This window comes from Cupriavidus sp. GA3-3 (assembly GCF_000389805.1).
Taxonomy (GTDB): Bacteria; Pseudomonadota; Gammaproteobacteria; order Burkholderiales; family Burkholderiaceae; genus Cupriavidus; species Cupriavidus necator_D.
In genome coordinates this window covers 379,157-403,979 of the sequence record NZ_KB944503.1, presented here as the reverse complement: position 1 = coordinate 403,979, position 24,823 = coordinate 379,157, and the positions used below count along the sequence as shown (strand labels likewise).

Below are 24,823 nucleotides of genomic sequence, written 5' to 3'. Positions count from 1 at the left end.
GCGGCGTGGTGCGGCCCGGGCGCCGCGCGGTGGGCATGGCACGCCTGCACCGGCTGCTGGACCGCCTGCCGGTGGAGGCGCTGCATGCGCTGGCCGATCCGGCCTGGCTGGACGGCATCGGCTGCCGCACGCTGGGCGAGGTGCGGCGCCTGCCGCGCGCGGGCCTGACGCGCCGGCTGGGCCCGGCGCTGCTGGCGCGGCTGGACCAGGCTTATGGCGACACGCCGGCGCGCTTTGCCTGGTTTGTGGCGCCGCCCGCGTTTGCGCAGCGCATGGACCTGCCGGGCCGCATCGAATCCGCCGAGGGCGTGCTGGCCGGCGCGCAGCGCCTGCTGCTGGCGCTGGCGGGCTGGCTGGCGGTGCAGCAGGCCGGCGTCACGCGCTGCGTGCTGGTGCTGGAGCATGAGCGCTACCGGCGCGGCGTTGACACCGACGGCACCGAGGTGCCGGTGGGCCTGGCCCAGCCCAGCCGCGACCCCGCGCACCTGTCGCGGCTGCTGCGCGAGAAGCTCGACAAGCTCAATTTCCACGCCCCGGTGACCGGCCTGGCGCTGCGCGTTGAGGCGATGGCCGCATGCGTGCCGCACAGCGATGCGCTGTTCCCCGAGCCCGGCGGCACGCCGGAAGACCTGGGCCGCCTGCTCGATACGCTGATGGCGCGGCTGGGCCGTGACAACGTGCTGCAGCCGCGGCCGCTGGCCGACCACCGGCCCGAGCGCGCCAACCGCTGGTGCCCGGTCGACGAGCCCGGCGGCAACAAGGCCGCCAGCCTGCCGGATCCGCAGCCGGAGCGCCCGCTGTGGCTGCTGCCGCAACCGCTGCCGCTGCCGGTGCAGCGCCACCGGCCCTGCCACGGCGGCCCGCTGGCGCTGCTGAGCCGCCCTGAGCGCATCGAGGCCGGCTGGTGGGACGGCGCGCTGGCCACGCGCGACTACTTTATCGCCGAGCGCGCCGACGGCCTGCGCTGCTGGATCTTCCGCGAACGTCCGGGCCATGCGGCGCAGGACGATGGCGGCGAGTACCGCTGGTTCCTGCACGGGTTGTTCGCATGAGCGCGCTGTTCTTGCCTGCCTCGCTGCCGGGTTTGCTGCCGGCGCTGCCGGATTACGTGGAGCTGCACTGCATCTCCAACTTCACCTTCCTGACCGGCGCCTCGCACCCGGGCGAGCTGATCGAGCGCGCCTTCGGCCTGGGCTACAGCGGGCTGGCGCTGACCGATGAATGCTCGGTGGCCGGCACCGCGCGCGCGCACGATGCCATCGAGACGCTGCGCAAGCGCCTGCACGATGCAGTGGCGCGCAGCGCGGCACGCGGCGAAGAGGGCGTGGATGAGCCGCTGCTGGACCATGACGAAGAGCCTGACGCCGGCGCTGACGATCCCCATGCCCACGCCAGCCGCCACCAGCGGCTGCAGGCGCTGGCCCGCGCCGCCGATGCCTTCTCGCTGCTGATCGGCAGCCGCTTCAGCCTGACCCCGGCCGATGGCTCGGCGCGCCCGCCGCTGCGGCTGGTGCTGATCGCGCAGCACCGCGAGGGCTTCGGCAACCTGAGCGAGCTGATCACGCTGGGCCGGCGGCGCGCGCAGAAGGGCAGCTACCGGCTGCATCCCGAAGACCTGGCCGCGCCCGCTGCTGATGAAGCGCACCTGCGCGGCGTGCCCGGCTGCGTGGCGCTGCTGCTGCCCGACTATTGCGCCGATCCTGAACTGCTGCGAGAGCAGGCCGAGTGGTGCCGCGCGGTCTTCGGCGAGCGCGCCTGGATCGCGCTGGAGCAGTTGCAGGGCCATGCCGATGCACTGCATCGCGCGCGCCTGGAAGCGGTATCGGCACAGACCGGCGTGCCGCTGGCGGCGGCCGGCGCGGTCACCATGCACGTGCGCTCGCGCAAGCCGCTGTCCGATGTGCTGGCCGCGATCCGGCTGGGCCAGCCGCTGGCCGAATGCGGCATGGCGCTGGCGCCCAATGCCGAGCAGCACCTGCGCATGCGCCAGGTGCTGTCGCGCCTGTACCCGCGCGAGGCGCTGGCGCAGACGCTGAAGATCGCAGAGTCGTGCGATTTCTCGCTGGGGATGCTGCGCTATGAATATCCCGAGGAACTGGTGCCGGCCGGCGAGACGCCGATCTCCTACCTGCGCAAGGAGGTCACGCGCGGCAAGCGTGAACGCTTCCCCAACGGCCTGAAGCCGGAGTGGGAGAAACAGCTCGAAGAAGAACTGCAGTTGATCGAAGAAAAGCACTACGAACCCTTCTTCCTGACCGTGCACGACATCGTGCGCTTTGCGCGCGGGGAGGGCATCCTGTGCCAGGGCCGCGGCTCGGCCGCCAATTCACTGGTGTGCTTCTGCCTGTATGTGACCGAGGTCAGTCCCGAGCAGGCCAACCTGCTGTTCGGCCGCTTCCTGTCGCGCGAGCGCGATGAGCCGCCCGATATCGACGTGGACTTCGAGCACCAGCGGCGCGAAGAGGTGATCCAGTACATCTACAGGAAATACGGCCGCCACCGCGCAGCGCTGGCGGCGTCGCTGATCACCTACCGCTCGCGCAGCGCATTGCGCGACGTGGGCCGCGCGCTGGGCATCGACGCCAGCGTGGTGGAGCAGGTGGTCAAGGGCCAGGCCTGGTGGGACGGCGGCCGCGGCTTTGTCGAGAAGATCGCCCGCTACGGGCTCGATCCCGAATCGCCGGCGGTGCAGCAGTGGGCCAGCCTGACCGCGCAGCTGCGCGGCTTTCCGCGCCACCTGTCGCAGCATGTGGGCGGTTTCGTGATCGCGCAGCACAAGCTGTCGCGGCTGGTGCCGATCGAGAACGCGGCCATGGCCGACCGCAGCGTGATCCAGTGGGACAAGGACGACCTGGAGTCGCTGGGCCTGCTCAAGGTCGATGTGCTGGCGCTGGGCATGCTGTCGGCGATCCGGCGCGCGCTGGAGATGATCCCCAACCCGGACCCGGCGCGCGCCGCATTGCCGACGCGGATGGAAGACATCCCCAAGGAAGACCCGGACACCTACAACATGATCTGCAAGGCCGAGACCATCGGCGTATTCCAGATCGAATCGCGCGCGCAGCAATCGATGCTGCCGCGGCTGCAGCCGCGCCAGTACTACGACCTGGTGGTGGAGGTCGCCATCGTGCGGCCCGGCCCGATCCAGGGCGGCATGGTGCATCCCTACCTGAAGCGGCGCGAGGCCTTCCGCCGCACCGGCAAGCCGCCCACTTACTTCAACCCGGTCATCGAAAAGGTATTGGGCCGCACGCTGGGTGTGCCCATCTTCCAGGAGCAGGTGATGCAGTTGGCCATCGACGCGGCCGGCTTTTCACCGGGACAGGCCGACCAGCTGCGCCGGTCGATGGCGGCGTGGCGGCGGCGCGGCGACCTGCGCCAGCACCAGGATGCGCTGGTGCGCGCGCTGACCGGCAACGGCTACCCGGAATCCTTCGCGCTGGCGATCTGCAAGCAGATCGAGGGGTTTGGCGAGTATGGCTTCCCCGAGAGCCACGCGGCCAGCTTTGCCAAGCTGGTCTATATCAGCGCCTGGCTCAAGTGCCATCATCCGGCCGCCTTCCTGTGCGCGCTGCTGAACAGCCAGCCGATGGGGTTCTATTCACCGTCGCAACTGGTGCAGGACGCCAGCCGCAATGGCGTGCAGGTGCTGCCGGTGGATGTGACCATCAGCCGCTGGGACAGCACGCTGGAGCCGGTGGAGGCCGATGTCGCCGACGCGCAGGCCCGCACCAGGCCGCAGCATCCGCGCGTGCGCCTGGGCCTGGGCCGCGTCAAGGGCATGCGCGAAGCGGCCGCGCTGCGCATCGAGGCCGCGCGCGCCCAGCGTCCGTTCGACAGCGTCGAAGACCTGGCACTGCGCGCCAGCCTGGACCGGCACGACATCGACGTGCTGGCCGCCGCCGACGCACTGGCGCCGCTGGCCGGCAACCGCCGCCAGGCCCGCTGGCAGGCGCGCGCCGCCGCCGCGCATGCCGCGCACCGCGACCTGCTGTACGAAGCGCCGCCCGCCGAAGCCGCGCTGGCGCTGCCCGAGCCCCGGCTCGGCGAAGACGTGACGGCGGACTATGCCAGCCTGGGCCTGTCGCTCAAGTCGCACCCGCTGGCGTTGCTGCGGCGCAAGCTGACGGCGATGCGCTTTGCCACCGCCAGCCAGCTCGCGCGCTGCGCCAACGGCCGCCGCGTGCGCGCCTGCGGCATCGTCACCGTGCGCCAGCGCCCATCCACCGCCAGCGGCACCATCTTCGCCACCATCGAGGACGAGACCGGCTCCGTCAACCTGATCCTGTGGCCCGACCTGGTCGAGCGCCAGCGCAAGGAGGTGCTGAGCGCCACGCTGCTGGGCGTGGTCGGCACCTGGCAGCGCCAGGGCGACGTGCGCCACCTGGTGGCCAAGGAGCTGGTGGATTTAAGCCCGATGCTGGGGCGGTTGATGGTGGGGAGCCGGGATTTTCATTGAGACGCACGGCCAGAAGCCAGGTCATGCCTGTGCCTGGAGCGGTTTACTTGCACGCCTGATTCATCGCCAGGCACCGCTTTGTTGTTCACGCAACTGTAACGAAGCGCGGGTAACGTAGCGTCCGTCCACTACCGGACACCACAGGGCGCTGCGCCCGGCCCGCGCCCCCACACCTGGCGCTGCCGGCGTGTGCGCCAGCCAGCCTGATCGGGCTGCCCGGAATTGCCTTGTCTGCACCGTGGGCGCGCTTTGCCCGCACTCCTGAACCGCCTCGACACCACCGCCATGAAAACCCGACTGATCGCCGCGGCCTTGCTGGCCGCCACGGCGAGCCCTGCCTTCGCCCTGAACATCCTGCTGACCAACGACGATGGCCTGACCAGCAACCTGAAGGCGCTGTACGACGCCCTCAAGGGCGCAGGCCACAACGTCATCGTCAGCGTGCCCTGCACCGGCCAGAGTGGCCGCGGCGCCGGCATCGTGATGTACAGCACCACGGTCATCGTGCCCGACAACGACAAGACCCAGATCGAGGCCGAAGGCGGCTGCCACAACGGTGCGGCGGCCACCGGCGAGCCGGCGGTGGGCCCCTTCACGAAGCCGGGCTACACCAACGGCGATTACAACTACGCCCATGGCACGCCGGTGATGGCGACCATGTACGGGCTGGACGTGCTGGCTCCGGCGCGCTGGGGCAAGGCCCCCGACCTGGTGCTGTCCGGGCCCAACGAAGGGCAGAACGTCGGCCGTATCGTCAACAGCTCGGGCACCGTCAGCAATGCGCAGTTCGCCGCATCGCGCGGTATCCCGTCCATCGCCCTGAGCGCGGGTACGGACTCGGTCGACAATGCGGGCCTGGCAAGCCCGGTGTCCGGCGTGGTGGCGCAGTTGTCCATCAAGCTGGTCAACACGCTGCGTGCCAAGGCCAACGGCGGTCCGCTGCTGCCCGCAGGGCTGGCGCTGAACGTCAACTTCCCGAACGCGCCGTCGGCCGCCACTCCCTTCGCGTTCTCGCGGCACGGCACCTTCGATGCGTATGCGCTGAAGTTCAACGGCACGGCGCCGTATGGGCTGGGCATCGGCGCCGGCAGCGGCACGCCGACCGCCGCACAAGGCGAGGATGAGTCCGTCGTCTACAAGACCAAGGTGGCTGTCACCGCCATGCAGATCGGCTTCGACCAGCGTCCCGCGGGCCAGCAATGGCTGCGCCTGCGCCTGGGTGAACTGTTCGGCCAGTGAGGCATGTCCCGATGAAACGCCTCATTCCCCTGTTCCCCCTGATGGCCGCGCTGGCGCTGGCCGGTTGCGGCGGCAACGACGCGCCTGACAACACCACGCCGCCCGCCACCGCGAGCTTGTCGGTCACGGATCTGGAGCCCGGCGCGTACGTCGTCAGCGTTGGCGACGCCGACAGCCCCACGGTCGGCAAGTACTACGCTGGCGCGGACGGCAGCCGCTACCTGGCGCTAGCCGGTGCCGAAGACAAGGCCACCATCATCTACCGCCGCGACAAGGGTGGCAGCTGGGTAGCCGCCCCGGGCGCGGACGCTGCTGCCAGCGTCAGGCTGCTGCGCCAGGATCCCGTGCCGGCGGCGAGCGTGGAACCCGGCAGCGTGGCAGGCTCGTACACGGTCGTGCTGCCCTCGGGCGCCAGCGCAAGCTTCACGGTCACGGCGGACGGCAAGATCGCGCCCGGCGCTTCGGGGTGCCAGCTCTCCGGGACGGTCGCCGCGCACGCCATGCCGAATACGCTGAGCCTGAAGCTTGCCGCGTCGGCCTGCGGCATGGTGCCCGCCAGCGCCACCGGCGTCCTGGCCATCGACACCGACTACCAGCCTGCCGCCTTCCGCCTCATTGCGGACGATGGCGGCCGCGTGGTCGACTTGTGGGCGTATCGAGACTGACCGTCGCTGCCTGGCGCGCTAGTTCATCGCCAGGCTGCCCGCCACCAGTTTCTGCTCGGCGGAGAGCTTGCGGATAGCCTGGTTCAGGGTCGCGGTGGTGCTGTTGATGGCTGCGCCCAGGCCAGCGATTTCCTGTTGCAGGGCCGCGATGCGGATGCGCTTCTGGTCCGGGGTGCCGGTGGCCGCATTCTTCACTGCCTCCAGCTCTTGCAGCTTGCGCTCCAGTTGCGCGCGCAGTTCGCGCAGGCGCTTGATCGCATCCTTGGCCTGGTCGGGCAGGCCGCTGTTGTCGACGTCGCTGTTGTCGCGCACCGCGGGCGCCTGTCCGCCACCGGCCAGGGCCTGCCCCGGTGCCGAGATATGGATCTCGGTGCTGGATGCGGGCCGCGCCCGGATACCGGCGGTGTCGCCGGCGGTCTCGCTGGCGGCTACGGCCGGCGTGACTGCCGGGTTGTCAATGGAAACGGCTGCCGCTGCGTTCGCGGCAGTCGGCTCGATCATCGTCACGGTCGTACTTCTCCTGGTCTGCCGGCCCTTGGCAACGGCGCCACGGAATTGGCCGGTTCCTTGCGGATATCGGCAGTTTCTGGCCGGGACTTGAGTTGCCGCAGGGGCAGCGGGGGCAAGGGAGAACGGTACCGTCAACGCAAACAGTTATCATCGTGCCGTGCCTTGCCGGTTTCATCCGGAACACTGAATTCACTATCCACTTTGCAGGTCGATTGATGCCGATTCCGTCTTGCCACCCTGGCTTCGCGCCGTACCGTCAGTCCGTGGGCGGGCGGGGCCCATGGTAAAGGGCCGCCGCGGCGCGGGCGCGGCGCCGGCCCGGAAATCGTCGTGGCAGGCGTCATCGGCCAGAACGGAGCCCGCGCAGACCGCCGAGCCAGCGCCGCCGTCGCCCACCACGTCGGCGATGCTCGCGCGCATCCACAGCATGCGGGACTCGCTGGGGCCGGCCGGGCAGCGCATTGCCGATTTCGTGACCCGGTATCCGCAGACCGTGATCCATATGTCGGTCAGCGAAGTGGCCGAGCGCACCAATGCGAGCGAGGGCAGCGTGGTCGGCTTCTGCAAGAGCCTGGGCGCGACGGGCTTCCAGCAACTGAAGATCCTGCTGGCGCAGGAACTGGTGCAGGGGGTCCAGATCATCCACGAAGACCTCGAGCCCGGCGACACCTGCCCGGCGGTCATGCGCAAGATCTTCCAGAGCAACGTCCAGACGCTGCATGACACCAGCGCCGTGCTCGACGTGGCCGCGATCGAGCGCGCGGTCGCATTGCTCAGGGCGGCCGAACGCATCGAGATCTATGGCATTGGCAGCGCGGCGCCGATCGCCGAGGATGCGCAGTACCGCATGCTGCGCATCGGGCTCAACGTGAAGGCGGTGGTGGATTCGCATATTCAGGCCATCAGCGCATCGCTCGCGGGCCCCAGGGTTGCCACGCTGACCATCTCGCATTCGGGCAGCACGCATGAAACCGTGACGGCCACGCGGCTGGCCCGGGAGAGCGGTGCCAGCACCATCTGCATCACCAATTTCGGCAAGTCGCCGATCCAGGCCTTCGCCGACGTCGTGCTGTTCACGATGGCGCGCGAGACCCGCTTCCGGACCGAGGCGATGACCAGCCGCCTGGCGCAACTGGCGATCATCGATGTGCTGATCGCCTGCCTCGCGCTTACCGACTACGACACCTCCGTCGAAACGCTGCGGCGTACGTTCGACGTCCTGTCGCTCAAGCGATATTGAGCCCCGGCCGGCCCGCGCCGGCATCCTGACATATTCCTGCTGCAGTTGTCGTCCAGCCTTGCTCCCGTCAGTGACGGGGGCGGGTGCGCCGTTCCACGGCCAGAAAATGAGGATAATTCAAATATTAAAACAATTATATTGAGCAATATTCATTTTGATGTCACATCGGGCCCCTACGCTTCGAGTCGCGTCAGTCCCTTCCCCCTGGCCCTCGAACATAAGGAGTCCTCATGAACAACCCGTTGTGGTCTGGCCGCGCCGCGCTGCTCGCGGCGCTTTTGTCCCTGGCTCTCACCGCATGCGGTGGTGGCGAAGATGGCAGCACCCTCGCTCCCCAGGCCGTCAAGGCAACCATGCAGGCGGCACCAGCCGGCGACGCGGCAGCGTCGAAGCAGGGCATGCACTGCGCACCCTGACACACCCGCGACCCTTCCTCTATCGTCCGCTCCTACCATTCCCCGATCATGACCAAAATCGATCGACGCACCTTCCTCTCCGGCGCCGTCAAAAGCGCTGCCGCTGCTTCGGTTCTGTCGATGCTGCCGCCCAGCATCGCGCGCGCACTCGCCGTTCCCGCTGCGGTCAATACCGGCACGATCCAGGACGTGCAGCACGTGGTGATCCTGATGCAGGAAAACCGCGCCCTGGACCATTACTTCGGCGCCATGCGCGGCGTGCGCGGCTTCGGCGACCGCTTCCCGGTGCCGGTGCCGTCAGGCAAGCCGGTGTGGTTCGAATCGAACGGCGCGCGCGAGATCACGCCGTTCCACCTCGACAGCGCGACCGTCAACGCGCTGCGCGTCTCCGGCACGCCGCACAGCTTCATGGATGCGCAGAATGCGTGGAACCAGGGCCGTTTCGGCTTCTGGGCCAAGTACAAGAACGACCATTCGATGGGCTACTACCGTCGTGAAGACATTCCGTTCCAGTACGCGCTGGCCGAGGCCTTCACGCTTTGCGACGCCTACCATTGCAGCCACGCCGGCGGCACCGACCCGAACCGCATCACCTTCATGTCGGGCTCCAACTACAACCCCGCGATGCGCGAGGCGGGGCGCAACTGCACGCTTGACGATGCGGAGGTCAATAACCTGCGCTGCAGCGTGAGCGGCAATCTGCCCACGCCGGGCTACACCTACAAGGGTTCCGCCTTCCAGTGGGCCACGCTGCCGGAACTGCTGCAGGCAAAGGGCGTGAGCTGGCGCATCTACCAGAACCCCAACGCCAACTGGGGCGGCCTGCTGCATGGCGGGCTCGCCTTCAAGAGCTTCCGTGAAGCGCAGCCGGGCAATCCGCTCTATGACAACGGCATGAGCAGCTGGACCATCGAGCAGATGGCCGCGCATGTGCGGGACGACACGCTGCCGGCCGTGAGCTGGATCCTGCCGACGCCGGCGCAGTCCGAACATCCGGGCGGCCCGTCGAGCGCAACCGAAGGCGCGGACTTCATCAACACGGTGCTGACGGCGCTGACCGCCAACCCGGAGGTCTGGAGCAAGACCGTGTTCTTCATCACCTTCGATGAGAATGACGGCTTCTTCGACCATATGCCGCCGGCCGCGGTGCCGTCCTACGACGCCAATGGTGTCCTGCACGGCAAGTCGACCGTCGACGTCACCGGCGAATACTTCGACACCGCCGGCAATACGGCGCTCGACGGCACCACCACCAGCGGCGAGACCATCCGCCTGCGCCCGTACGGGTTCGGCCCGCGCGTGCCGATGTATGTGATCTCGCCGTGGACGCGCGGCGGCTGGATCAACTCGCAGGTGTTCGACCACACCTCGATGGGGCGCTTCCTGGAACAGCGCTTCGGCATCACGGTGCCCGCGATCAGCCCGTGGCACCGCGCAGTGGCCGGCGACCTGACTTCGGTCTTCGATTTCAGGACGCCGAATGACCAGGTGTTTCCGACGCTGCCGGATACCAGCAACTACAAGCAGGTGATCGCGGAACAGCTGGCGAAACCCAAGGCGGCGGCACCGGCCGTGCCGGCGTCGCTGTTCCAGGAGACTGGCACCAAGTATTCGCGCGCGCTGCCCTATGTCCTCCATGCGAGTGCGCTGGCCGAGCCCACCATCGGCAAGCTGAAGCTGATCTTCAGCAATACGGGGGAGCAGGGCGCGGTCTTCCATGTCTACGACCGGCTCCATCTGGACCAGATTCCGCGCCGCTACATGGTCGAGCCCGGCAAGATGCTGGACGATGAATGGGATGCGCGCGCCACGGACAACGGACGCTATGACCTGGTGGTCTACGGGCCTAACGGCTTCGTGCGCATGTTCAAGGGCCAGTTGCCCGCGGACGCCATGGCCGATGCCCCTGAGGTCCGCGTCTGCTACGACCTGGGCAAGGGCAGCGTCTACCTGTCGGCGCGCAACGACGGCAAGGGCGCAGTCAACGGTGGCGGCAAGCCGCTGACGCTGGTGGTGACGCCCAATGCTTATCGTAACGACGGTCCGTGGCAACTCCATATCACGGCCGGCGCCGAGGTGGAGCACCACTGGCCGCTGCAGGAGAGCGGCAACTGGTACGACTTCACGGTCACGGAAGCCGAAAGCGGATTCGAACGCCGCTTCGCCGGTCGCCTGGAGACCGGCCAGCATGGCGTGACGGACCCGGCGATGGCAACCGGGCTGGGCTGAGCGTCTGGTCGCCGCGGTCCGGCCGGAATGCGTGCCGGACCGCAGCTTTGTGCGGTGATGGCACATCGCCTCGAAGCTCCCGATCTCGATGCGGATCTGCGGCTTGCACCGCTCGACCATCGGGAAGATGCAAACAGCGCGAGACCAACTGGCTCGCGCCGTTTGCTTTTCAGCGCTGCTCATCCGTGCGCGGGACAGCAGCGCTCCCTCGTCAGACCAGCGCCTGCAGGCGGTTGGCGCTCTCGTCCAGTTGCTGCTTGAGCGGCAAGAGCAGGGCGTGGAGGCCGATGCCCTGGGGGATGGTGTCGCTCTGCAGGTCCAGCAAGGTCAGGAAGGACTGAAGACCGACGCTGACACGCAGGATGTCGTCGGTGACTTCAAGGATGTGGTCCTCCAGGGGGACGGCCTTGCTGGGCGGGGGGGGGGGCGGCTTTGCGTGGTGACGAGCCTGGGCGCGGTCGATTTTGGCCAGGTTCTCGGCTAGTTGGGCTTGCTTTTGGGCGAGGGTGGGCTCTTGGGGAGCCGGGGTGTTGCTTTGCATGATTACCTCCAAGTGAGTGATGGAGGCTCGCAGTCCGCTGCTAACCGGGGGGCGAGCACAGGGCCGGGTTAGTCAGTATGACTCCCCTGGAGCAAGGAGGGCTGGCCCGCCGCGAGGAATCAAACGCTCGCACATGACCGGTCAACGAAGCTGGCCGATTGGAAACGAATTTTGACATACTGGCCAGGTATGCAGGTCAGAGGGCGACTGCAAGTTTGTCCGGAACGTTACCGAACCCGTGTTCTGGCGGAGGTCGCTTGTCGGCCATAAGCCGTCCTTCCCATCGCGGTGGCGCTGCCGCTCGAGCGACTGTTCTGCTCAAACAAGGGACGTTGATGCGAGATGTTTCCCGGGCTAGGCGACCAGCCTCATCACCCACACCGAGGCCGCATTGAACTTCCCGGGTCATCAAGGACGAGTTCGACGCCTTCCTCGAGCCTGGCGCACGGGCTCCTGATGCATGCGCTGCGGCGAATGCGGGCAAGAAAAGCTGCTGGCCTCCAACTGCAAGCGCCGACGGTTTTGCACCTCAGGCGGTGCTCGTCGGATGTCGTAGACCGCAGCATACCTTGTCGATCACGTCATCCCACACGTGCCGGGGCGGCAGTGGGTGTTGTCGCTGCCCATCCCGCTGCGCTTGCTGCTGGCCGCGAAGCCCGAGCTGGTCACGCCGGTGCTGCAGGTGGCGCAACGTGTACTGATGCGCCATCTATTGAGCGGACAACGTGACGGCCAACACCCACTTGCTCGCAGCCTTCGCCCGCAGAGGGCCCAATCTTCCGCCCGGGGATCACTACGCACGTTTGAAGATGACGTTCTCCGAGAACCACTTTGTACTGCTCTCCGGATGCGCTAGGTCGCCAGTAAAACCCTCAAGTACCCCTTGACCGGCTGGGAAGCCTTTGCCCTTAAATGACCCGATGTACCTTCCATCTGAGCCATTTTTCCAGAGGATGGATAGGTGAAACTCGTTATCTGTTACGAAACCTTCGAGGCGAGAGCTTACGTGACTGCCGTCGGAAGTTTCCGCCGAGCCTGCAATCCTATCCTCGTTCTGCGTCAGGAAGACGTGGACACGAAAGCCATTGCCCTGAACAATATCCCAATTGCTTCCAACTTGCCAATTCGCCATGGTAAGACTCCCTGTGGAAAATGACATCCGGTCGACGAGGACAGTGACTTTAGTCTGAATGGCACTTGCTAAAGCCCATTTCGCCTGAAAAAGCGACATCAAACGCTGCCCAGAATCGCGGACCGAGCAGGTCATTTCGAGCAAAACGTACAAGAACACAAAACTCGACCCTTGACTGGACTTTCTGCCCGTTGTGAAGGGGCTTGAGCGGCAAAGTCAATGCCATTTCGCTTAAGTCCACATTTACTCTAGCCCAGCAAATTGGAAGGGTCAATGCACCAACCAGGGCGGCGGTGAGCTCGGTCCTTGAGGAAGAAGTAGCGGCCTTCGTGGTGGCTACTTGCTGTCGACTGACCCGCTTGATTGCTCTCCACAATCGTCTTCATCAGCGACTGCGGCCGTTCGGTCAGGCAGCCCCTCAAGCCGCTTCGGCAGTTTCATTAGTGATACGTTATGGATATCGTTTCAATCTGAAATGAGCAAGATTCACATGACCCTAATTGGGAGCTGTCTATGATGATTTTAATTGAGTAGCTTCCTTCTGAATGCCTCAGCACTTTTCACGCCGAACCCATTACCCATTCAACGGTTAGCCATGAAGCTCATGGACTCTTCGCGTAGTGTGGTGCAGGTGAGCACAGAGGTTGTCGTAACAAGAAAGTGGATGTGGCAGGTCGACATTGCCACTACACGGGCAATGGGTGAGAACGTTTCTGACTTGAAACCGACTGTGCGTGGCTACTGCCTTATTCGTACTGCACGCCTACGACAAAGCTGCTACGGTGCAAGGGTGCTGATATGGCTGCCGACAACCGGGGCGGGAGAGGGCAATCAACCTTGGCAGCCGCCCATCAAATGGCCGTAGAACACTGAAGCTGGCGGCGTGGCCGCATCAGGGCTTTGGCTAGGTGTAGGTGCTGCATTTCCAAATCTAATATTAAGAAACCGCAGCGCCCGACGACGTGCTCGCCTTCTCATTCGCCTCACGCAGAAACGGAGAAGCAAAGTGCCAAACATAACGTCCGACGGTGTTTCAATCCATTACGAGGTCAAGGGCCAAGGTTCGCCTGTGCTTCTTCTGGCAGGACTTGCGGGGATCGGCGCATCGTGGGGCCTCCTAATCGAATTGTTTGCCGAGCATCACCAAGTGATCGTCCCTGACCACCGCGGCACCGGCGCGTCTGAGCACACCGCGCGCGACATGACGATTTCACAACACGCCCGGGACATGGCGCGGGTCATCGAGGCGGTCGGATGCGGGCCGGTCCACGTGGTCGGTTCCTCGACCGGTGGCGCCATCGCGCAACTGCTGGCGATCCATCACCGCGAGCTATTACGCAGCGCAAGCATTGTGTCTTCGATTGCACGGGCGGACGCGTTCTACCGTCGTCAGTTCGACATGCGGCGACGCATGTTGACCGATTCCGGCCTGCGCGCGTCCACCGAGGCCAACGCACTATTCCTCTTTGATCCGAGATTCATGCGCGAGCACCCGGAGCAGGTGCAGGCGTGGGTGAACGCTACGGCGGCTGGCACATTTGAGCGGGAAATCGCCTTTGCCCGGATCGACATGATCGTGGGGCACGACGCATTCGATGAGCTTCCTTCGATCGCGACGCCGACGCTGGTGTTGGTGGGCGAACGCGACTTCTGCGCCCCGCCGTACTTCTCCGCGGAACTTGCAAAGCTGATTCCGGAAGCCGAGTTTGCCATCCTGGACAGTGGTCACTTCATCTTCCTAGAAAAGCCCGAACTACTGCACGACACTGTTGAGGCCTTCATCGCCAAGCACGAAAAATGATGAGCTTAGCTCTCTGCCGGTAGGCGGAAGCCTCCCATTAGAGTGACGCTGCGAGCGGGCCGTTATCTAGCCGCGGCCTGCGACCGGCCGGTTCGGCCGAACTTCGGTCGTCCGCAGATGGGTGCGCGAATGACCGAGACGGATCGGAAGTCGTCTCCGGTGCAAGCCCTGCCACAGGTAGGCCGAGGGCCGAGGTCGGCCATGAGCCGACGTTCGAGCGTCTTGGCTAATGCTATAAAGCGGACACTCGGGTTATCGCACGAGGCCATCACGAACCCAAGCCTGCAAATACTCGTAGGGGGTACTGAAACGCCTTGGCCTCAGATCGCTTCCAACGCCGGAAAGCGTCGTTCCGCGCATGGGGCTAGTCACCGAATCAGCAGAGTGGCCGCGTAGGTCTTCACGAAGAATGCTAGCGTGATGCAGAAGGTAACAAGTAGCGTGATGGCCCGGATAGTCCCCGGCGTCGCCCGGCGCCCGATCCGCGCGCCACTGTATCCACCAATGATCGCCCCCATCAGCATGATTAACGTCTCTGGCCAGCGCACCGCATTGGCCACGATGAAAGCGACCACCGCTACGGCGTTGGCAGCACTGACCAGCAGCGTACGGTCCGCATTGAGGTACTTTAGGTCGCAGTTGTCGAGCAGTCTCCACACCGCGATCATCATGATTCCAACCGCGCCGCCGAAGTAGCCGCCATAGATGCCAAGCACGAACTGGACGGCCAGTACCGCAGACGCGTGAATGTGCCAGCGTGTGCGCATTGCCTCCCCAAAGCGTCGCCCGAACGCCAGGGCAACGGACGCAACCAGAAGCAGCCAGGGCAGAACGAACGTGAACGCCGCGGATGAAGTTCGCAGCAACAGGTAGGCCCCCACCAAGCCGCCACATAGCGTCGCCAGCAGGAGAGCGCGCAGCGCCACGGAGCCGACCGGGCGCAGTCCATCTCGATAGGCCCAAGCACTGGCAAGCCCGCCAGGAAATAGCGCGACCGTGCTGGAAGTATTCGCTTGAACCGGAGGTACGCCCACTGCAATCAGCGCCGGCAAACTGACGAACGAGCCGCCCCCGGCCAGCGCATTCATCGCGCCAGCGAATACTCCCGCAGAGAAGACCAGAATCATTGCATCCATGGACCAATGTTTCCCGTGCCAGCATCCGTCTCCCCAGCTTACGGAAAACTTCGCTTCGCCTGCACAAGCGAAGGCCTCCCTGCATCTCGAATGCAATACTTCTTGTAGAAGTGACCGCAAACCACTACGGCTAACGCTCCAGCCGTGGCGCGCCCAATGCCCACCAATTCAACGATCTCCGCGGCTGAGGGTGCCAGGCCCGTCACGGGGCCGGCGATGCCAGCGGCTTCCCCTTCTCGACCACGTACACGCCAAGAACCCGCGCCGCCGCGCTACTGTTGTTGTGGGCATCATGCACAACGCCGGCAGGCACTACGAATGATTCACCGGCCTTGACCGTGCGCGGCGACTGACCATCGATCAGGAGTTGCACCTCACCTTCCATGACGTAGCTGATCTCGTCGCCGGGATGCGTATGACGCCCGGCATAGGCGCCTGGCGCTACCTCCACGCGCGCGACAACAGCTTCGCGACCTGGTACAGATACATCGGCCCTTCCTACCAAAGTACGGGTAAGGCCCGAACTCTGCGCTAGCGCGCTACCTGCCACCAGTGCCACCGCGCCCAACATGATCAAACTCTTGTAGTGCATGATGTCTCCTTAGACTTTTGTTGGAGTTTCGAAGGTGCCAGCAGGCGACCTGCAGAGTAGTGACGCGATATAGGCGGCAACCCCGCGCACCGTAGACCGGCAGCCATAACTGCGATCGCAAAGACATATACAGTGATTCGCAAACGCGAAGCATGTGTTGGTCCCTCGGGGTGCCTCGAGCCGGCTAAGCCGCCGACTAAAGCGAGTCTTTTGCCAGCGCCTCTCGTTGTATGTACGAGAACGAACGGAGTAGGCAAGCGTGACAATCCAAATGGCGCCGCTAAGACGTCCCACGACCCGACGACGACTCGCCGAGAAAGAGGCGAGACCAAGGCATTGAACTCGTGCCGCACGGTCTCCAGGCGCTACTCATTTAGCGACATAGCGACATAGCGACATAGCGACTGCGCACCGCCTGCCCGCTCTGCTGCCTCCATTCGGCCTTTTTCCAGCCGATACCGATTTTTCGGCCTAATATGCCACGAAGCGCCTGAAGGGCCGATGCCTGTGCCCCGTCAATGGCAAGTGCTATGCGCAAAGTGGGAGCCATCATGCGAGCCGCCTGGTACACCAAAAACGGCGAAGCCCGTGGAGTTCTGGTAACTGGAGAGCTGCCAATTCCGACCCCAGGCCCCGGGGAGGTCCGTGTCAGAGTCGCCACATCAGGGGTGAACCCGTCCGACGTGAAGTCCCGGCGCAGTCGTCCCCTGACCAGCGACCGAATCATCCCGCACAGTGACGGCGCCGGTGTCATCGAGGCATTGGGTGCGGAAGTGTCTGCTGCCCGGCTCGGTGAGCGGGTCTGGATTTGGAACGGGCAGTGGCAACGTCCGCTTGGAACGGCCGCCGAGTATATCGTCTTGCCCGCGACGCAGGCCGTCAAATTGCCAGACAACACAGACCTTCCCTGAAGGACGTGTAGAAGGCTACTTCGTGTCATGCTGGACCGGGAAAAGCAACGTGCCTTCGCTTCTGGCGCTGCTGATCGGATTCACGTTCTCAATGGCCGTAAGTCGATAAGACCCGCACAAGAACGGAGTCCGCAAGACGGAAGAGGTTGGCAGCCATAGCGCTGCTGCGCCCTAGTGAAAACGAACGAACGCTACCGGACTGTCTACCGCCATTTGGGTTGGCTACCTTGACCGTCGCAGACGGGTCGACAAGAGACCTTCGTTCACCTTAGATAACGGGATGCCTCACGCTGGGTCAGTTCCTTGTCACCGGAATCGAGGTGGTCGCGGTCTGGGCGCTGTTCGACCGCTTCGGCGACGTGCAGGGCTGGCGCATCGGCGAAGTGGCGCTGTTCTACGGGCTGGTGAACTGCATGTTCGCCATCGCCGATGCCATCGGGCGCGGTTTCGACGTGCTGGGCAGACCTTTTTGCGTACCGGCGAATTCGACGGGTTTCGTTTTTCTCCTGGCGGCCATCGGCGCATGGCGTACCGGGCTGCGCCACTACACGTCGACTGGCAGCTAGCTGGTCACGGTCTGGGCCGATATTGAGCGTCAGCCTTCGCGGTGGCGCAGATTGACGACCGCGAGAGGGACTCCGCTGACATCTGACGGCCGGCGAACACCATGTCTGTGTGGCCGCCTTCGACCATGCACGTATTTGTCTGGAAGCGAACAGAGCATGTCCGACGAGGGCTAGTACCGTTGGGATCGGCGGGTGGGCTGCATGGCAAGCCCTGTCGCCGATGACGCGACGAGGCAAGGCTCAGGGCAGTTGCCTGCGTCATAAGGCGGGGCGGCGTGTGCCGTGGGCGCTACCGCTTCTGCGCAGCCATGGCGCGCTGGGGATGCCGTGTCAAATTTCTATGATCTTTCGGGGAAGGCAGCGCTGGTGACCGGCGGTGCAAAGGGGCTCGGCCGGGCGATCGTTGCGCAACTGATCGACAGTGGTGCGCGTGTGCATGCTTGGGATATCGTGCCGTTCCAGATGGAAGGTGCCAGCACTGAGGTCGTCGATGTCTCCGATGCCGGGCAGGTGGGGCTGGCGCTGGCGCGACTGGTCGATGCGGGATATCGCTTCGACATCCTGGTCAACGCTGCCGGCTACCTTGGCCCGATGCAGCCATTCGAGAATCACGAGGCTTCACAATGGCATCGCATCATCGCCGTGAATCTCCTGGGGACCATGTACGTCGTGCAGGCGATGTTGCCGCACATGTTGCGCTGGGGAGGCGGCCGTATCATCAATATGGGCTCGCTGGCCGGCAAGGAGGGGCTGGCCGGGCTGGCTGCATACTCCGCGGCCAGCGGCGGCGTGGTCGTTCTAACCAAAGCAATCGGCCGCGAACTGGTGAAGCGCAACATCTACGTTAATTGCGTGGCGCCCGGGCCCATGGATACCGACATGATTCACGGGCTCGGCAGCCACGAGGTGGCGGCCATGGTTGCTGATAGCCCGGCCGGGCGCCTGGGCGATCCGGCCGAGGCTGCGCACCTGGTAGCGTGGCTATGTTCGGACGCCAGCCGCTTTAATGCAGGCGCTGTCTTTGACATGTCCGGTGGGCGGGCGCGATTTTAAGGAAGTGCGGATCTTCGGTTGGCATGCCGTGAGATCGATTCGATAATCCGCTCCGACCCGGGCGTCTACGGCTTGATCTTCCGCGAATCGCAGCACGCGACACAGACGGCATTCGAGCCAAGCTTCGTGGCGCGAACGGCTGCCGTCTTGCCCGGCTATGGGCATTCGGCGGGCGGCCTGACATAGTAGTTCCCCCGCAAAAACCGGGACCGCTGATTGGCGGTTCGCCAATCTCCATGGTTGGCATTGCGCTGCGCCGGGCTGATAATCACGACAGTGGTCTTGGGAGGATGCATAACGACGAGGGCTGAGGAGGGGGACAGCCAGCTCCTGGCTGGATGCGGCGTTTGCTGGCGCGTACCAGCGCGCCTGGGCCGCCCTTCAGGATCCCTCGCCATTGCTACCTGCCGCATCGCAACGACATATTGCCCGGACTCCGCTGCTGCGCCTGACTGGCACCCGCCGGCGGTCTTCCTGTCCCAGTTTTCCAGGAGCTAGCCATGAATGATCCACAGAAATCCCCGTTGACCATTGCCGAGGGTTGGCAGGCGCCACCGGACCGCACCAGCGTGACTGACGACGCCCGCGTCGAAGACATCATTCCGCTGCCTCCGCCTGAACACCTGATCCGTTTCTTCCCGATCCGGGGCACGCCGGTCGAATCCCTGGTCACCCAGACGCGCCAGCGAATCTCGCGCATTCTGCACGGCAAGGATGACCGGCTGCTTGTGATCATGGGACCTTGCTCGATCCACGACCCGCAGGCGGCACTCGAGTACGCACGGCGGTTGATGGAGCAGCGGCAGCGCTACGCCGGGTCGCTGGAGATCGTGATGCGTGTGTACTTCGAGAAGCCGCGTACCACGGTGGGCTGGAAAGGACTGATCAACGACCCCTACCTGGACGAAAGCTATCGCATCGACGAGGGCCTGCGCATCGCGCGCAGCCTGCTGGTTGATATCAATCGCCTCGGTTTGCCGGCGGCCGGTGAGTTCCTGGACGTGATCTCGCCCCAGTACATAGGTGACCTGATCTGCTGGGGCGCGATTGGTGCCCGCACCACCGAGAGCCAGGTGCACCGCGAGCTGGCTTCGGGCATTTCAGCACCGATTGGCTTCAAGAATGGCACTGACGGCAACATCAAGATTGCCATCGACGCTATCCAGGCCGCATCGCGTCCACATCACTTCCTGGGAGTGCACAAGAACGGGCAGGTGGCGACGGTGCATACCAAGGGCAACCCGGACTGCCACGTCATTCTCCGCGGCGGCAAGGCCCCGAACTACGATGCGGATTCCGTGGCGGCCGCCTGCAGGGAACTGGAAGCGGCCGGGCTCGGTAACTCGCTGATGGTGGATTGCAGCCATGCCAACAGCAGTAAGCAACACCTGCGGCAGGTCGATGTCGCGCGGGACGTGGCGCAACAGATCAGCGGCGGCAGTGACTCCATTTTCGGGGTGATGGTCGAGAGCCATCTGGTCCCCGGCGCGCAGAAGTTCACCCCGGGCGTGCACAGTCCGTCGGCGTTGTCATACGGACAGAGCATCACGGACGCCTGCATCGGATGGGACGACTCGGTGGCAGTGCTGGACATGCTTAGTGAGGCGGTCAACCTGCGCCGCAGGTTGGCTTTGTAGCCATAGGAAAAGACGTCAGGACACTTCATGCCTCCAGTATTCGCATCAGAACCGGTGGCGAACGCCCATCACGGCACCCGCCTGGTTCTTGCCCGGCTGTACGTTGAAGACGGCCGACGTGCCGCTGCCGCTGTTGAAGCCGTTGACGCCCAGTGCCGAATTATCCTTGTTTAGCGCGTAGGAGACTGACGCGTAGAGGTCGGTGCGCTTGCTGAGCAAATAGTCGCCGGTCAGCACGAACTGCCACGGGTCAGACCCAGTCTGCCGGAAGTCCTGGTAGTAGGCCGTGCCAGTCAGGGAAAACGCCTGCGTCAGCTTGTAAGCCAGGCCCAGCCAGTAAAGGTTCGAGCCGGCATTGGCCTCCTGGGCGCCCGGCAGCATGGCCCCATCATAGGCCTTCGCCAGGCGGTAGCCCACATATACCTTGGCATCACTCACCGCATACGTGCCGGCCACGGAAACGCGTCGCAGGACCGGCGCCTGGTTTGAGGGCGTGCCGACGTGCGCATCGTCATAGGCCACGCCGAGCGCGAAGGGGCCGGAGGCATAGTTGACGAACGCGCCGAAATTGCGCCCGAATACGTTGCTGCCCGCCACTTCGCTGCCATTAGCCTGGAAGGAGTAGAAAGCCTGTGCGGTGAGTCTCCCGAACTTTCCGACATATTTGACGGCATTGTCTGCGCGCGCTCCAAATTCTGGAGCAATCGAGAGGATGCCGTAGCGGTCAGCAATCGCATTAGGATCGTAGATATTGCCGAATTCGCGCATGGCGGTCTGCTGCCGCCCGAACAGCAGTGAGCCATAGTGGCTATCCAGCCCCACATAGGCGCCGCGGCCGAACAGACGCCCGCCCTGGGCCGAATTGCCGGTATCGATGTCGAAGCCGCTTTCCAGATAAAAGACCGCCTTCAGCCCGCTGCCCAGATCCTCCACGCCACGCAGACCCCAACGCGAGCCAGACTGGTTCCCGGAAACCAGTCGCACGACACTGTCACCGTTGCGCCCAGCATTGTTGTTGAACTCGATACCAGCGTCGGCGATACCGAACAGCGTCACGCCGGACTGGGCAGACACGGCATTGGCTGCGACGGATGCGGCAACGACCGCAAGAATCTTTTTCATCTGACCTCTCATTTTGCTCATGGGCAGACGTGCATGGCACTGCCATGCAGTGCCCGCAGATTAACCAACTACCGGCGGCCAATGCTTGCATACCCCGTCCATGCCGCGCGTAGCCACGGAACAAGCGTACATATCGACACAGGTCATTCCGCGGCACACGCACTTTGAAGCTGAATTGTATTGCTGTGTATCTGGATACGATGGACTATTGAGCGATGCTTTGTGCGAATGCCCACCGAATACGCTGTGATGGAAGGGAACGTGATCTGCGGCCTCACAAGAAGCTGTTGCGAAATCAGTTCATGCAGTGCTTTAGCCTGCTCCGGCAAATCAGTGAACAGGCAAGGGACAGGGAGGGTTCGAGGACATCGACATATCGTTCGTATCGAAGCTCTAGGCGTCTGAACGAGTGGAGCCAGTCGAGCGCTCCACGCTGATCCGCTATTCAGGAATTTGTAGCAAAAAGGCACCCCGTAGCCGGGGGACTAGCGGGGCGCTCAAGGCATTGCAGGCTGGATTGGAGCCTGCCTCCCGGAGTGTGCAGATGGGCACCCACACGCGATGTTCGCTTGCGCACGCATTGCGGACGAGTGATTGTATTTTCGTGATGTCGGAACAATCGTAAGCGCCGGCGGGCCGCTCGACCGCTCGAAGCTTATCGATGTCATGTCTAGGTACGGGCTGGTGCCGGCGCCACCACCACAATGAAAACTGGGCGTCGATTTTTCGGGAGACTCATCTGACTGCTCAGGGTCGACAAGAGGCCTTCGTTCACCCCGCAAGTCGCCATCCCAAAAAAAACGTGGCGAGCCTGGTAGCTCGCCACGTTTATACCCGGGCTTGTATCGCGGTCTGCAACCTCAATCCAGCGTAATTTTCCCCGCCTTAACAATCTCCCCGTAGCGCGTGGTATCGCGCTCGATCAGCTTGCGGAATTCTTCAGAAGTACCGCCCACCGGCACAAAACCGAGATCGGTCAGCTTCTTCGCGACCTCCGGGCTGCGCGTGGCCGCGGCGATTTCCCTGGCCATGCGGGCCACGATCGGTTGGGGCGTGCCGGCAGGCGCCATCAGCCCGGTCCAGGAACTCATCACGAAGCCGGGAAAACCTGCTTCTTCCATGGTCGGGATGTTGGGCTCGCCTGGCCAGCGCTTGGCGGAGGCCACGGCCAGCACATTGATCTTGCCCGATTTCACATGCGGCATCGGCACCAGCAGCGGGTCGAAGGCGACCGAGACTTCGCCGGACACCAGCGCGGGCAGGATCGGCGCGCTGCCGTTGTACGGCACGTGGGTCAGCTTGAGCTTCGATTCCATCGCCAGTCGCTCGCCCGTCAGGTGCGCGGAGCTGCCGACGCCGCTAGAACCAAAGGTCAGCGTGTCGGGGTGCTTCTTGCCGTAGTCGACCAGTTCGGCGACGGTCTTGACCGGCAGCTTCTTGCTGGAGAACAGGAACAGCGGCAGCTCGGCCATTTCCGCCACCGGCACCAGGTCCGTGGGCTTGTAGCTGAGCTTGGAATACAGCGACATGTTCGCGCTGTAGGCGGCAAGTACCGACACGAAGGTGTAGCCATCCGGCGCCGAGCGCGCGGCCACGCCGACGCCCAGGGTGCTGTTGGCGCCGGGCTTGTTTTCGATGATGATCGGCTGGCCCAGCCGCTGCGAGACTCTTTCGAACACGACGCGCGAGACGGTGTCGGTGGACCCGCCCGGTGTGTAAGGCACGATCACCTTGATCGGCTTGGCCGGCCACGCTTCGGCGGCGAGGGCAGTGGGGGCGGTGTGGGCGGCGGCCAGGCCGGCAATGGCCATGGCGGCGAAACGCGCGCTGCGCGCCACGCGGTGCTTGATGCTGGACTTCAACTACATCTCCTTCTTTGGCTTCTTCGACTATCCCCTGGCGGGGATGCTGCGGCCGGATATTCCGGCCGGCCAATTATGCGGGACGCAGTTTCGAAGAACCGTGGCGGTACCGCCCAAATCGCGGGCGCGGGCCATCCACTGTGCGATAGCCGCACTGGGCGGACCGCTATCGGCGTCAGAATTCGTAGTTGATCGACAGGTCGAAGACCCCGTTGGTCGACTTGCGCGTGATCGGGCTGTCCGCCGCATCGCCGGCCAGTTGCGAGATCGCGATGTCGCTGGTGGCAAACCAGTGCTTGTTGAAATACCACACCGCACTGACGCCGAAGCCGTAGGACTTGATGCCGCCGCGCGCATGGTAGGCGGGCCGTCCGGCGCGGGCCTGCGAGTCGCTGACGCCGTACCAGGCGTTCATATAGCGCGAGTCGGCCAGCGTCACGGTGGGGCCGGCAAACCAGAAGAATTTCTCGGAGCTGCCCGGCAGCGGCATATAGGCGCCGATATCGCCGACCCAGCCGTCGCTGCCGCCCAGGCTGCGGCGCGCGTCGATGCGCAGCACCAGCGGGAATTCCTTCGAGACCGCGTATTCAGCGAACAGCTTGCCTTCGGGCGCCGGGTTGATATTGCCCATGCCGTCCAGGTGCGGCGAGTCCTCCTTTGCGCGCCGCCCAAGGTTGTAGGACAGCGCGATCCCCGCGCGCCAGTTCTTGCCCCGCAGCAGGTTCACGCCCAGCCCTTCGCCGATCGAGGCAAAGGCCAGGTCGCGGTAGCGGATATCGATGCTGGGCCCGCCGATGAGGATGTATTCCGACGAGCCGTCGTAGCGCGGCCGCACCATGGCCGCGGCGCCGAGCCGGACTTGCCAGTCGGGGATGGTGTCTTCAAACAGCTTCTGTAACGGGATGCCGGCGGAGAACTGCCATTCCGCCAGCGGTGCCGGGGTCTGGGCGCTGGCCAGGCCCGGGGCCAGGACGGCGCCGGCGGCCAGCAGCAGGGCAATGCACGAGAACGGACGCTTGGGGTAGAGCTCGGTCACGGCAGCCTCCACGCCCGCCAGGCGGGCAGTCAGGTTGCGGGCATGAGGCCCGTGGGCGACATCTTTCCATTGGATGGCGGCCAGCGCAACCACCCGGGGCCTGGGCGGGCCTCAGTCCAGCAGCTTGTCCAGCGTAATCGGCAGGTCCCGTACGCGCCGGCGTCGATGGTGCCGACGTCGGCATTGACCGGCACGTGGTACTCGGCCAGGTTGGCATTGGCAACGCGCCCGGTGACGGGATCCAGCTCGGTCTTCTCATGCAGCGCCATGCCGATGCCCCAGATAATGCCGCCCTTGAGCTGGCTGTGCGCGGTCTTGCGGTTCAGCAGCCGGCCCACGCCGTAGCTGGCGACGATGCGGTGGACGCGGATCTCGCCCAGGTCGGGATCGACGTGGACCTCTGCAAAGACCGCGCCAAACGCGTGCATTGCGTATTGCTTCCGCTCCTTGCCGGGCCTGGCGCTGGCCCGCGCTTCAATCGCGTGGCCGCCTGCGCGGGTGATCGGCGCGGACACGGATTCGCGCTGCGTCGGATCGGATCGGCGTTGCAGCCAGCCGTCGCTGATCTCCACTTCTTTCGCCGGCACGCCCGACAGCGGCGAGGCAGCGGCTGAACCGAACTTGCCTCACCAGCCTGGGCCTCGGCCAGCATGCCCACCGCAGAGCAGATCTGGCC

Annotated in this window: 19 protein-coding genes and 3 pseudogenes; 12 read left to right on the top strand and 10 right to left on the bottom strand. The window is 64.7% G+C overall.

Annotated features, from left to right (window positions below; translation table 11 throughout):
- The 4 genes from C265_RS28490 to C265_RS28475 all read left to right on the top strand — a co-directional run.
- A partial coding sequence (locus tag C265_RS28490; RefSeq protein ID WP_010812404.1) for a DNA polymerase Y family protein occupies nucleotides 1-1,052 on the top strand: 1,052 nt, incomplete at its 5' end.
- Entirely contained in the window at nucleotides 1,049-4,459 is a 3,411-nt protein-coding gene (locus C265_RS28485) for an error-prone DNA polymerase (protein ID WP_010812405.1), read from the top strand. The genes C265_RS28490 and C265_RS28485, both read left to right, overlap by 4 nt.
- Nucleotides 4,460-4,744: 285 nt before the next feature.
- The gene (locus C265_RS28480) at nucleotides 4,745-5,698 is read left to right on the top strand and encodes a 5'/3'-nucleotidase SurE (protein WP_011616989.1); all 954 of its coding nucleotides are present in this window, start codon (nucleotides 4,745-4,747) and stop codon (nucleotides 5,696-5,698) included.
- Between the two features lie 11 nt (nucleotides 5,699-5,709).
- A complete protein-coding gene (locus C265_RS28475; protein ID WP_010812407.1) occupies nucleotides 5,710-6,363 on the top strand; it encodes a hypothetical protein in 654 nt (217 codons plus the stop codon).
- An 18-nt stretch (nucleotides 6,364-6,381) separates the two neighbouring features.
- On the opposite strand, the gene C265_RS28470 is transcribed toward C265_RS28475, so the two are convergent.
- The gene (locus C265_RS28470; RefSeq protein ID WP_010812408.1) at nucleotides 6,382-6,864 is read right to left on the bottom strand and encodes a hypothetical protein; all 483 of its coding nucleotides are present in this window, start codon (nucleotides 6,862-6,864) and stop codon (nucleotides 6,382-6,384) included.
- 289 nt (nucleotides 6,865-7,153) lie between these two features.
- Here C265_RS28470 and C265_RS28460 point away from each other — a divergent pair, with 289 nt between their 5' ends.
- From C265_RS28460 to C265_RS28450, 3 genes are all read left to right on the top strand, one after another.
- The gene (locus C265_RS28460) at nucleotides 7,154-8,113 is read left to right on the top strand and encodes a MurR/RpiR family transcriptional regulator (protein WP_010812409.1); all 960 of its coding nucleotides are present in this window, start codon (nucleotides 7,154-7,156) and stop codon (nucleotides 8,111-8,113) included.
- A 230-nt stretch (nucleotides 8,114-8,343) separates the two neighbouring features.
- Nucleotides 8,344-8,529: a hypothetical protein gene (locus tag C265_RS28455; protein WP_010812410.1), complete on the top strand. Its 186-nt coding sequence runs from the start codon at nucleotides 8,344-8,346 to the stop codon at nucleotides 8,527-8,529.
- A 48-nt stretch (nucleotides 8,530-8,577) separates the two neighbouring features.
- Complete coding sequence (locus C265_RS28450) at nucleotides 8,578-10,758, top strand: phosphocholine-specific phospholipase C (protein WP_010812411.1); 2,181 nt, start codon at nucleotides 8,578-8,580, stop codon at nucleotides 10,756-10,758.
- 211 nt (nucleotides 10,759-10,969) lie between these two features.
- Here C265_RS28450 and C265_RS28445 read toward each other — a convergent pair whose 3' ends face one another.
- Nucleotides 10,970-11,299, bottom strand: a complete 330-nt coding sequence (locus C265_RS28445) for a DUF1484 family protein (RefSeq protein WP_010812412.1) — start codon at nucleotides 11,297-11,299, stop codon at nucleotides 10,970-10,972.
- 793 nt (nucleotides 11,300-12,092) lie between these two features.
- On the bottom strand, nucleotides 12,093-12,584 hold the full coding sequence (locus tag C265_RS32400; RefSeq protein WP_143010660.1) for a hypothetical protein: 492 nt from the start codon (nucleotides 12,582-12,584) through the stop codon (nucleotides 12,093-12,095).
- A gap of 853 nt (nucleotides 12,585-13,437) precedes the next feature.
- Here C265_RS32400 and C265_RS28440 point away from each other — a divergent pair.
- Entirely contained in the window at nucleotides 13,438-14,232 is a 795-nt protein-coding gene (locus tag C265_RS28440; protein ID WP_010812413.1) for an alpha/beta fold hydrolase, read from the top strand.
- Between the two features lie 368 nt (nucleotides 14,233-14,600).
- Here the strand turns inward: C265_RS28440 and C265_RS28435 are convergent, their stop codons facing one another.
- Complete coding sequence (locus C265_RS28435) at nucleotides 14,601-15,368, bottom strand: sulfite exporter TauE/SafE family protein (RefSeq protein WP_010812414.1); 768 nt, start codon at nucleotides 15,366-15,368, stop codon at nucleotides 14,601-14,603.
- Nucleotides 15,369-15,570: 202 nt separating this feature from the next.
- A complete protein-coding gene (locus C265_RS28430) occupies nucleotides 15,571-15,960 on the bottom strand; it encodes a cupin domain-containing protein (protein WP_037025501.1) in 390 nt (129 codons plus the stop codon).
- A gap of 518 nt (nucleotides 15,961-16,478) precedes the next feature.
- Between C265_RS28430 and C265_RS31915 the strand changes: the two genes are divergently transcribed.
- The 4 genes and pseudogenes from C265_RS31915 to C265_RS28415 all read left to right on the top strand — a co-directional run bounded on the left by C265_RS31915 (nucleotide 16,479) and on the right by C265_RS28415 (nucleotide 20,127).
- A complete protein-coding gene (locus tag C265_RS31915) occupies nucleotides 16,479-16,871 on the top strand; it encodes an alcohol dehydrogenase catalytic domain-containing protein (protein ID WP_371258384.1) in 393 nt (130 codons plus the stop codon).
- A gap of 284 nt (nucleotides 16,872-17,155) precedes the next feature.
- Nucleotides 17,156-17,445: pseudogene (locus C265_RS28425) on the top strand (hypothetical protein); the annotation flags it as partial.
- Between the two features lie 319 nt (nucleotides 17,446-17,764).
- Nucleotides 17,765-18,490: an SDR family NAD(P)-dependent oxidoreductase gene (locus C265_RS28420; protein WP_037025498.1), complete on the top strand. Its 726-nt coding sequence runs from the start codon at nucleotides 17,765-17,767 to the stop codon at nucleotides 18,488-18,490.
- Nucleotides 18,491-18,990: 500 nt separating this feature from the next.
- The gene (locus tag C265_RS28415) at nucleotides 18,991-20,127 is read left to right on the top strand and encodes a 3-deoxy-7-phosphoheptulonate synthase (protein ID WP_010812419.1); all 1,137 of its coding nucleotides are present in this window, start codon (nucleotides 18,991-18,993) and stop codon (nucleotides 20,125-20,127) included.
- Between the two features lie 45 nt (nucleotides 20,128-20,172).
- Here the strand turns inward: C265_RS28415 and C265_RS28410 are convergent, their stop codons facing one another.
- The 5 genes and pseudogenes from C265_RS28410 to C265_RS28395 all read right to left on the bottom strand — a co-directional run.
- Nucleotides 20,173-21,249, bottom strand: coding sequence for a porin (locus C265_RS28410; protein WP_010812420.1), 1,077 nt, complete (start codon nucleotides 21,247-21,249; stop codon nucleotides 20,173-20,175).
- A 295-nt stretch (nucleotides 21,250-21,544) separates the two neighbouring features.
- Nucleotides 21,545-21,669 (bottom strand): annotated as a pseudogene (locus C265_RS33035) (IS5/IS1182 family transposase); the annotation flags it as partial.
- A 440-nt stretch (nucleotides 21,670-22,109) separates the two neighbouring features.
- Nucleotides 22,110-23,111 (bottom strand): tripartite tricarboxylate transporter substrate binding protein, encoded by a 1,002-nt coding sequence (locus C265_RS28405; protein ID WP_010812421.1) that lies wholly within the window; start codon nucleotides 23,109-23,111, stop codon nucleotides 22,110-22,112.
- A gap of 175 nt (nucleotides 23,112-23,286) precedes the next feature.
- Complete coding sequence (locus C265_RS28400; protein WP_010812422.1) at nucleotides 23,287-24,147, bottom strand: MipA/OmpV family protein; 861 nt, start codon at nucleotides 24,145-24,147, stop codon at nucleotides 23,287-23,289.
- Nucleotides 24,148-24,258: 111 nt separating this feature from the next.
- Nucleotides 24,259-24,752: pseudogene (locus C265_RS28395) on the bottom strand (molybdopterin cofactor-binding domain-containing protein); the annotation flags it as partial.
- Nucleotides 24,753-24,823: the final 71 nt, after the last annotated feature.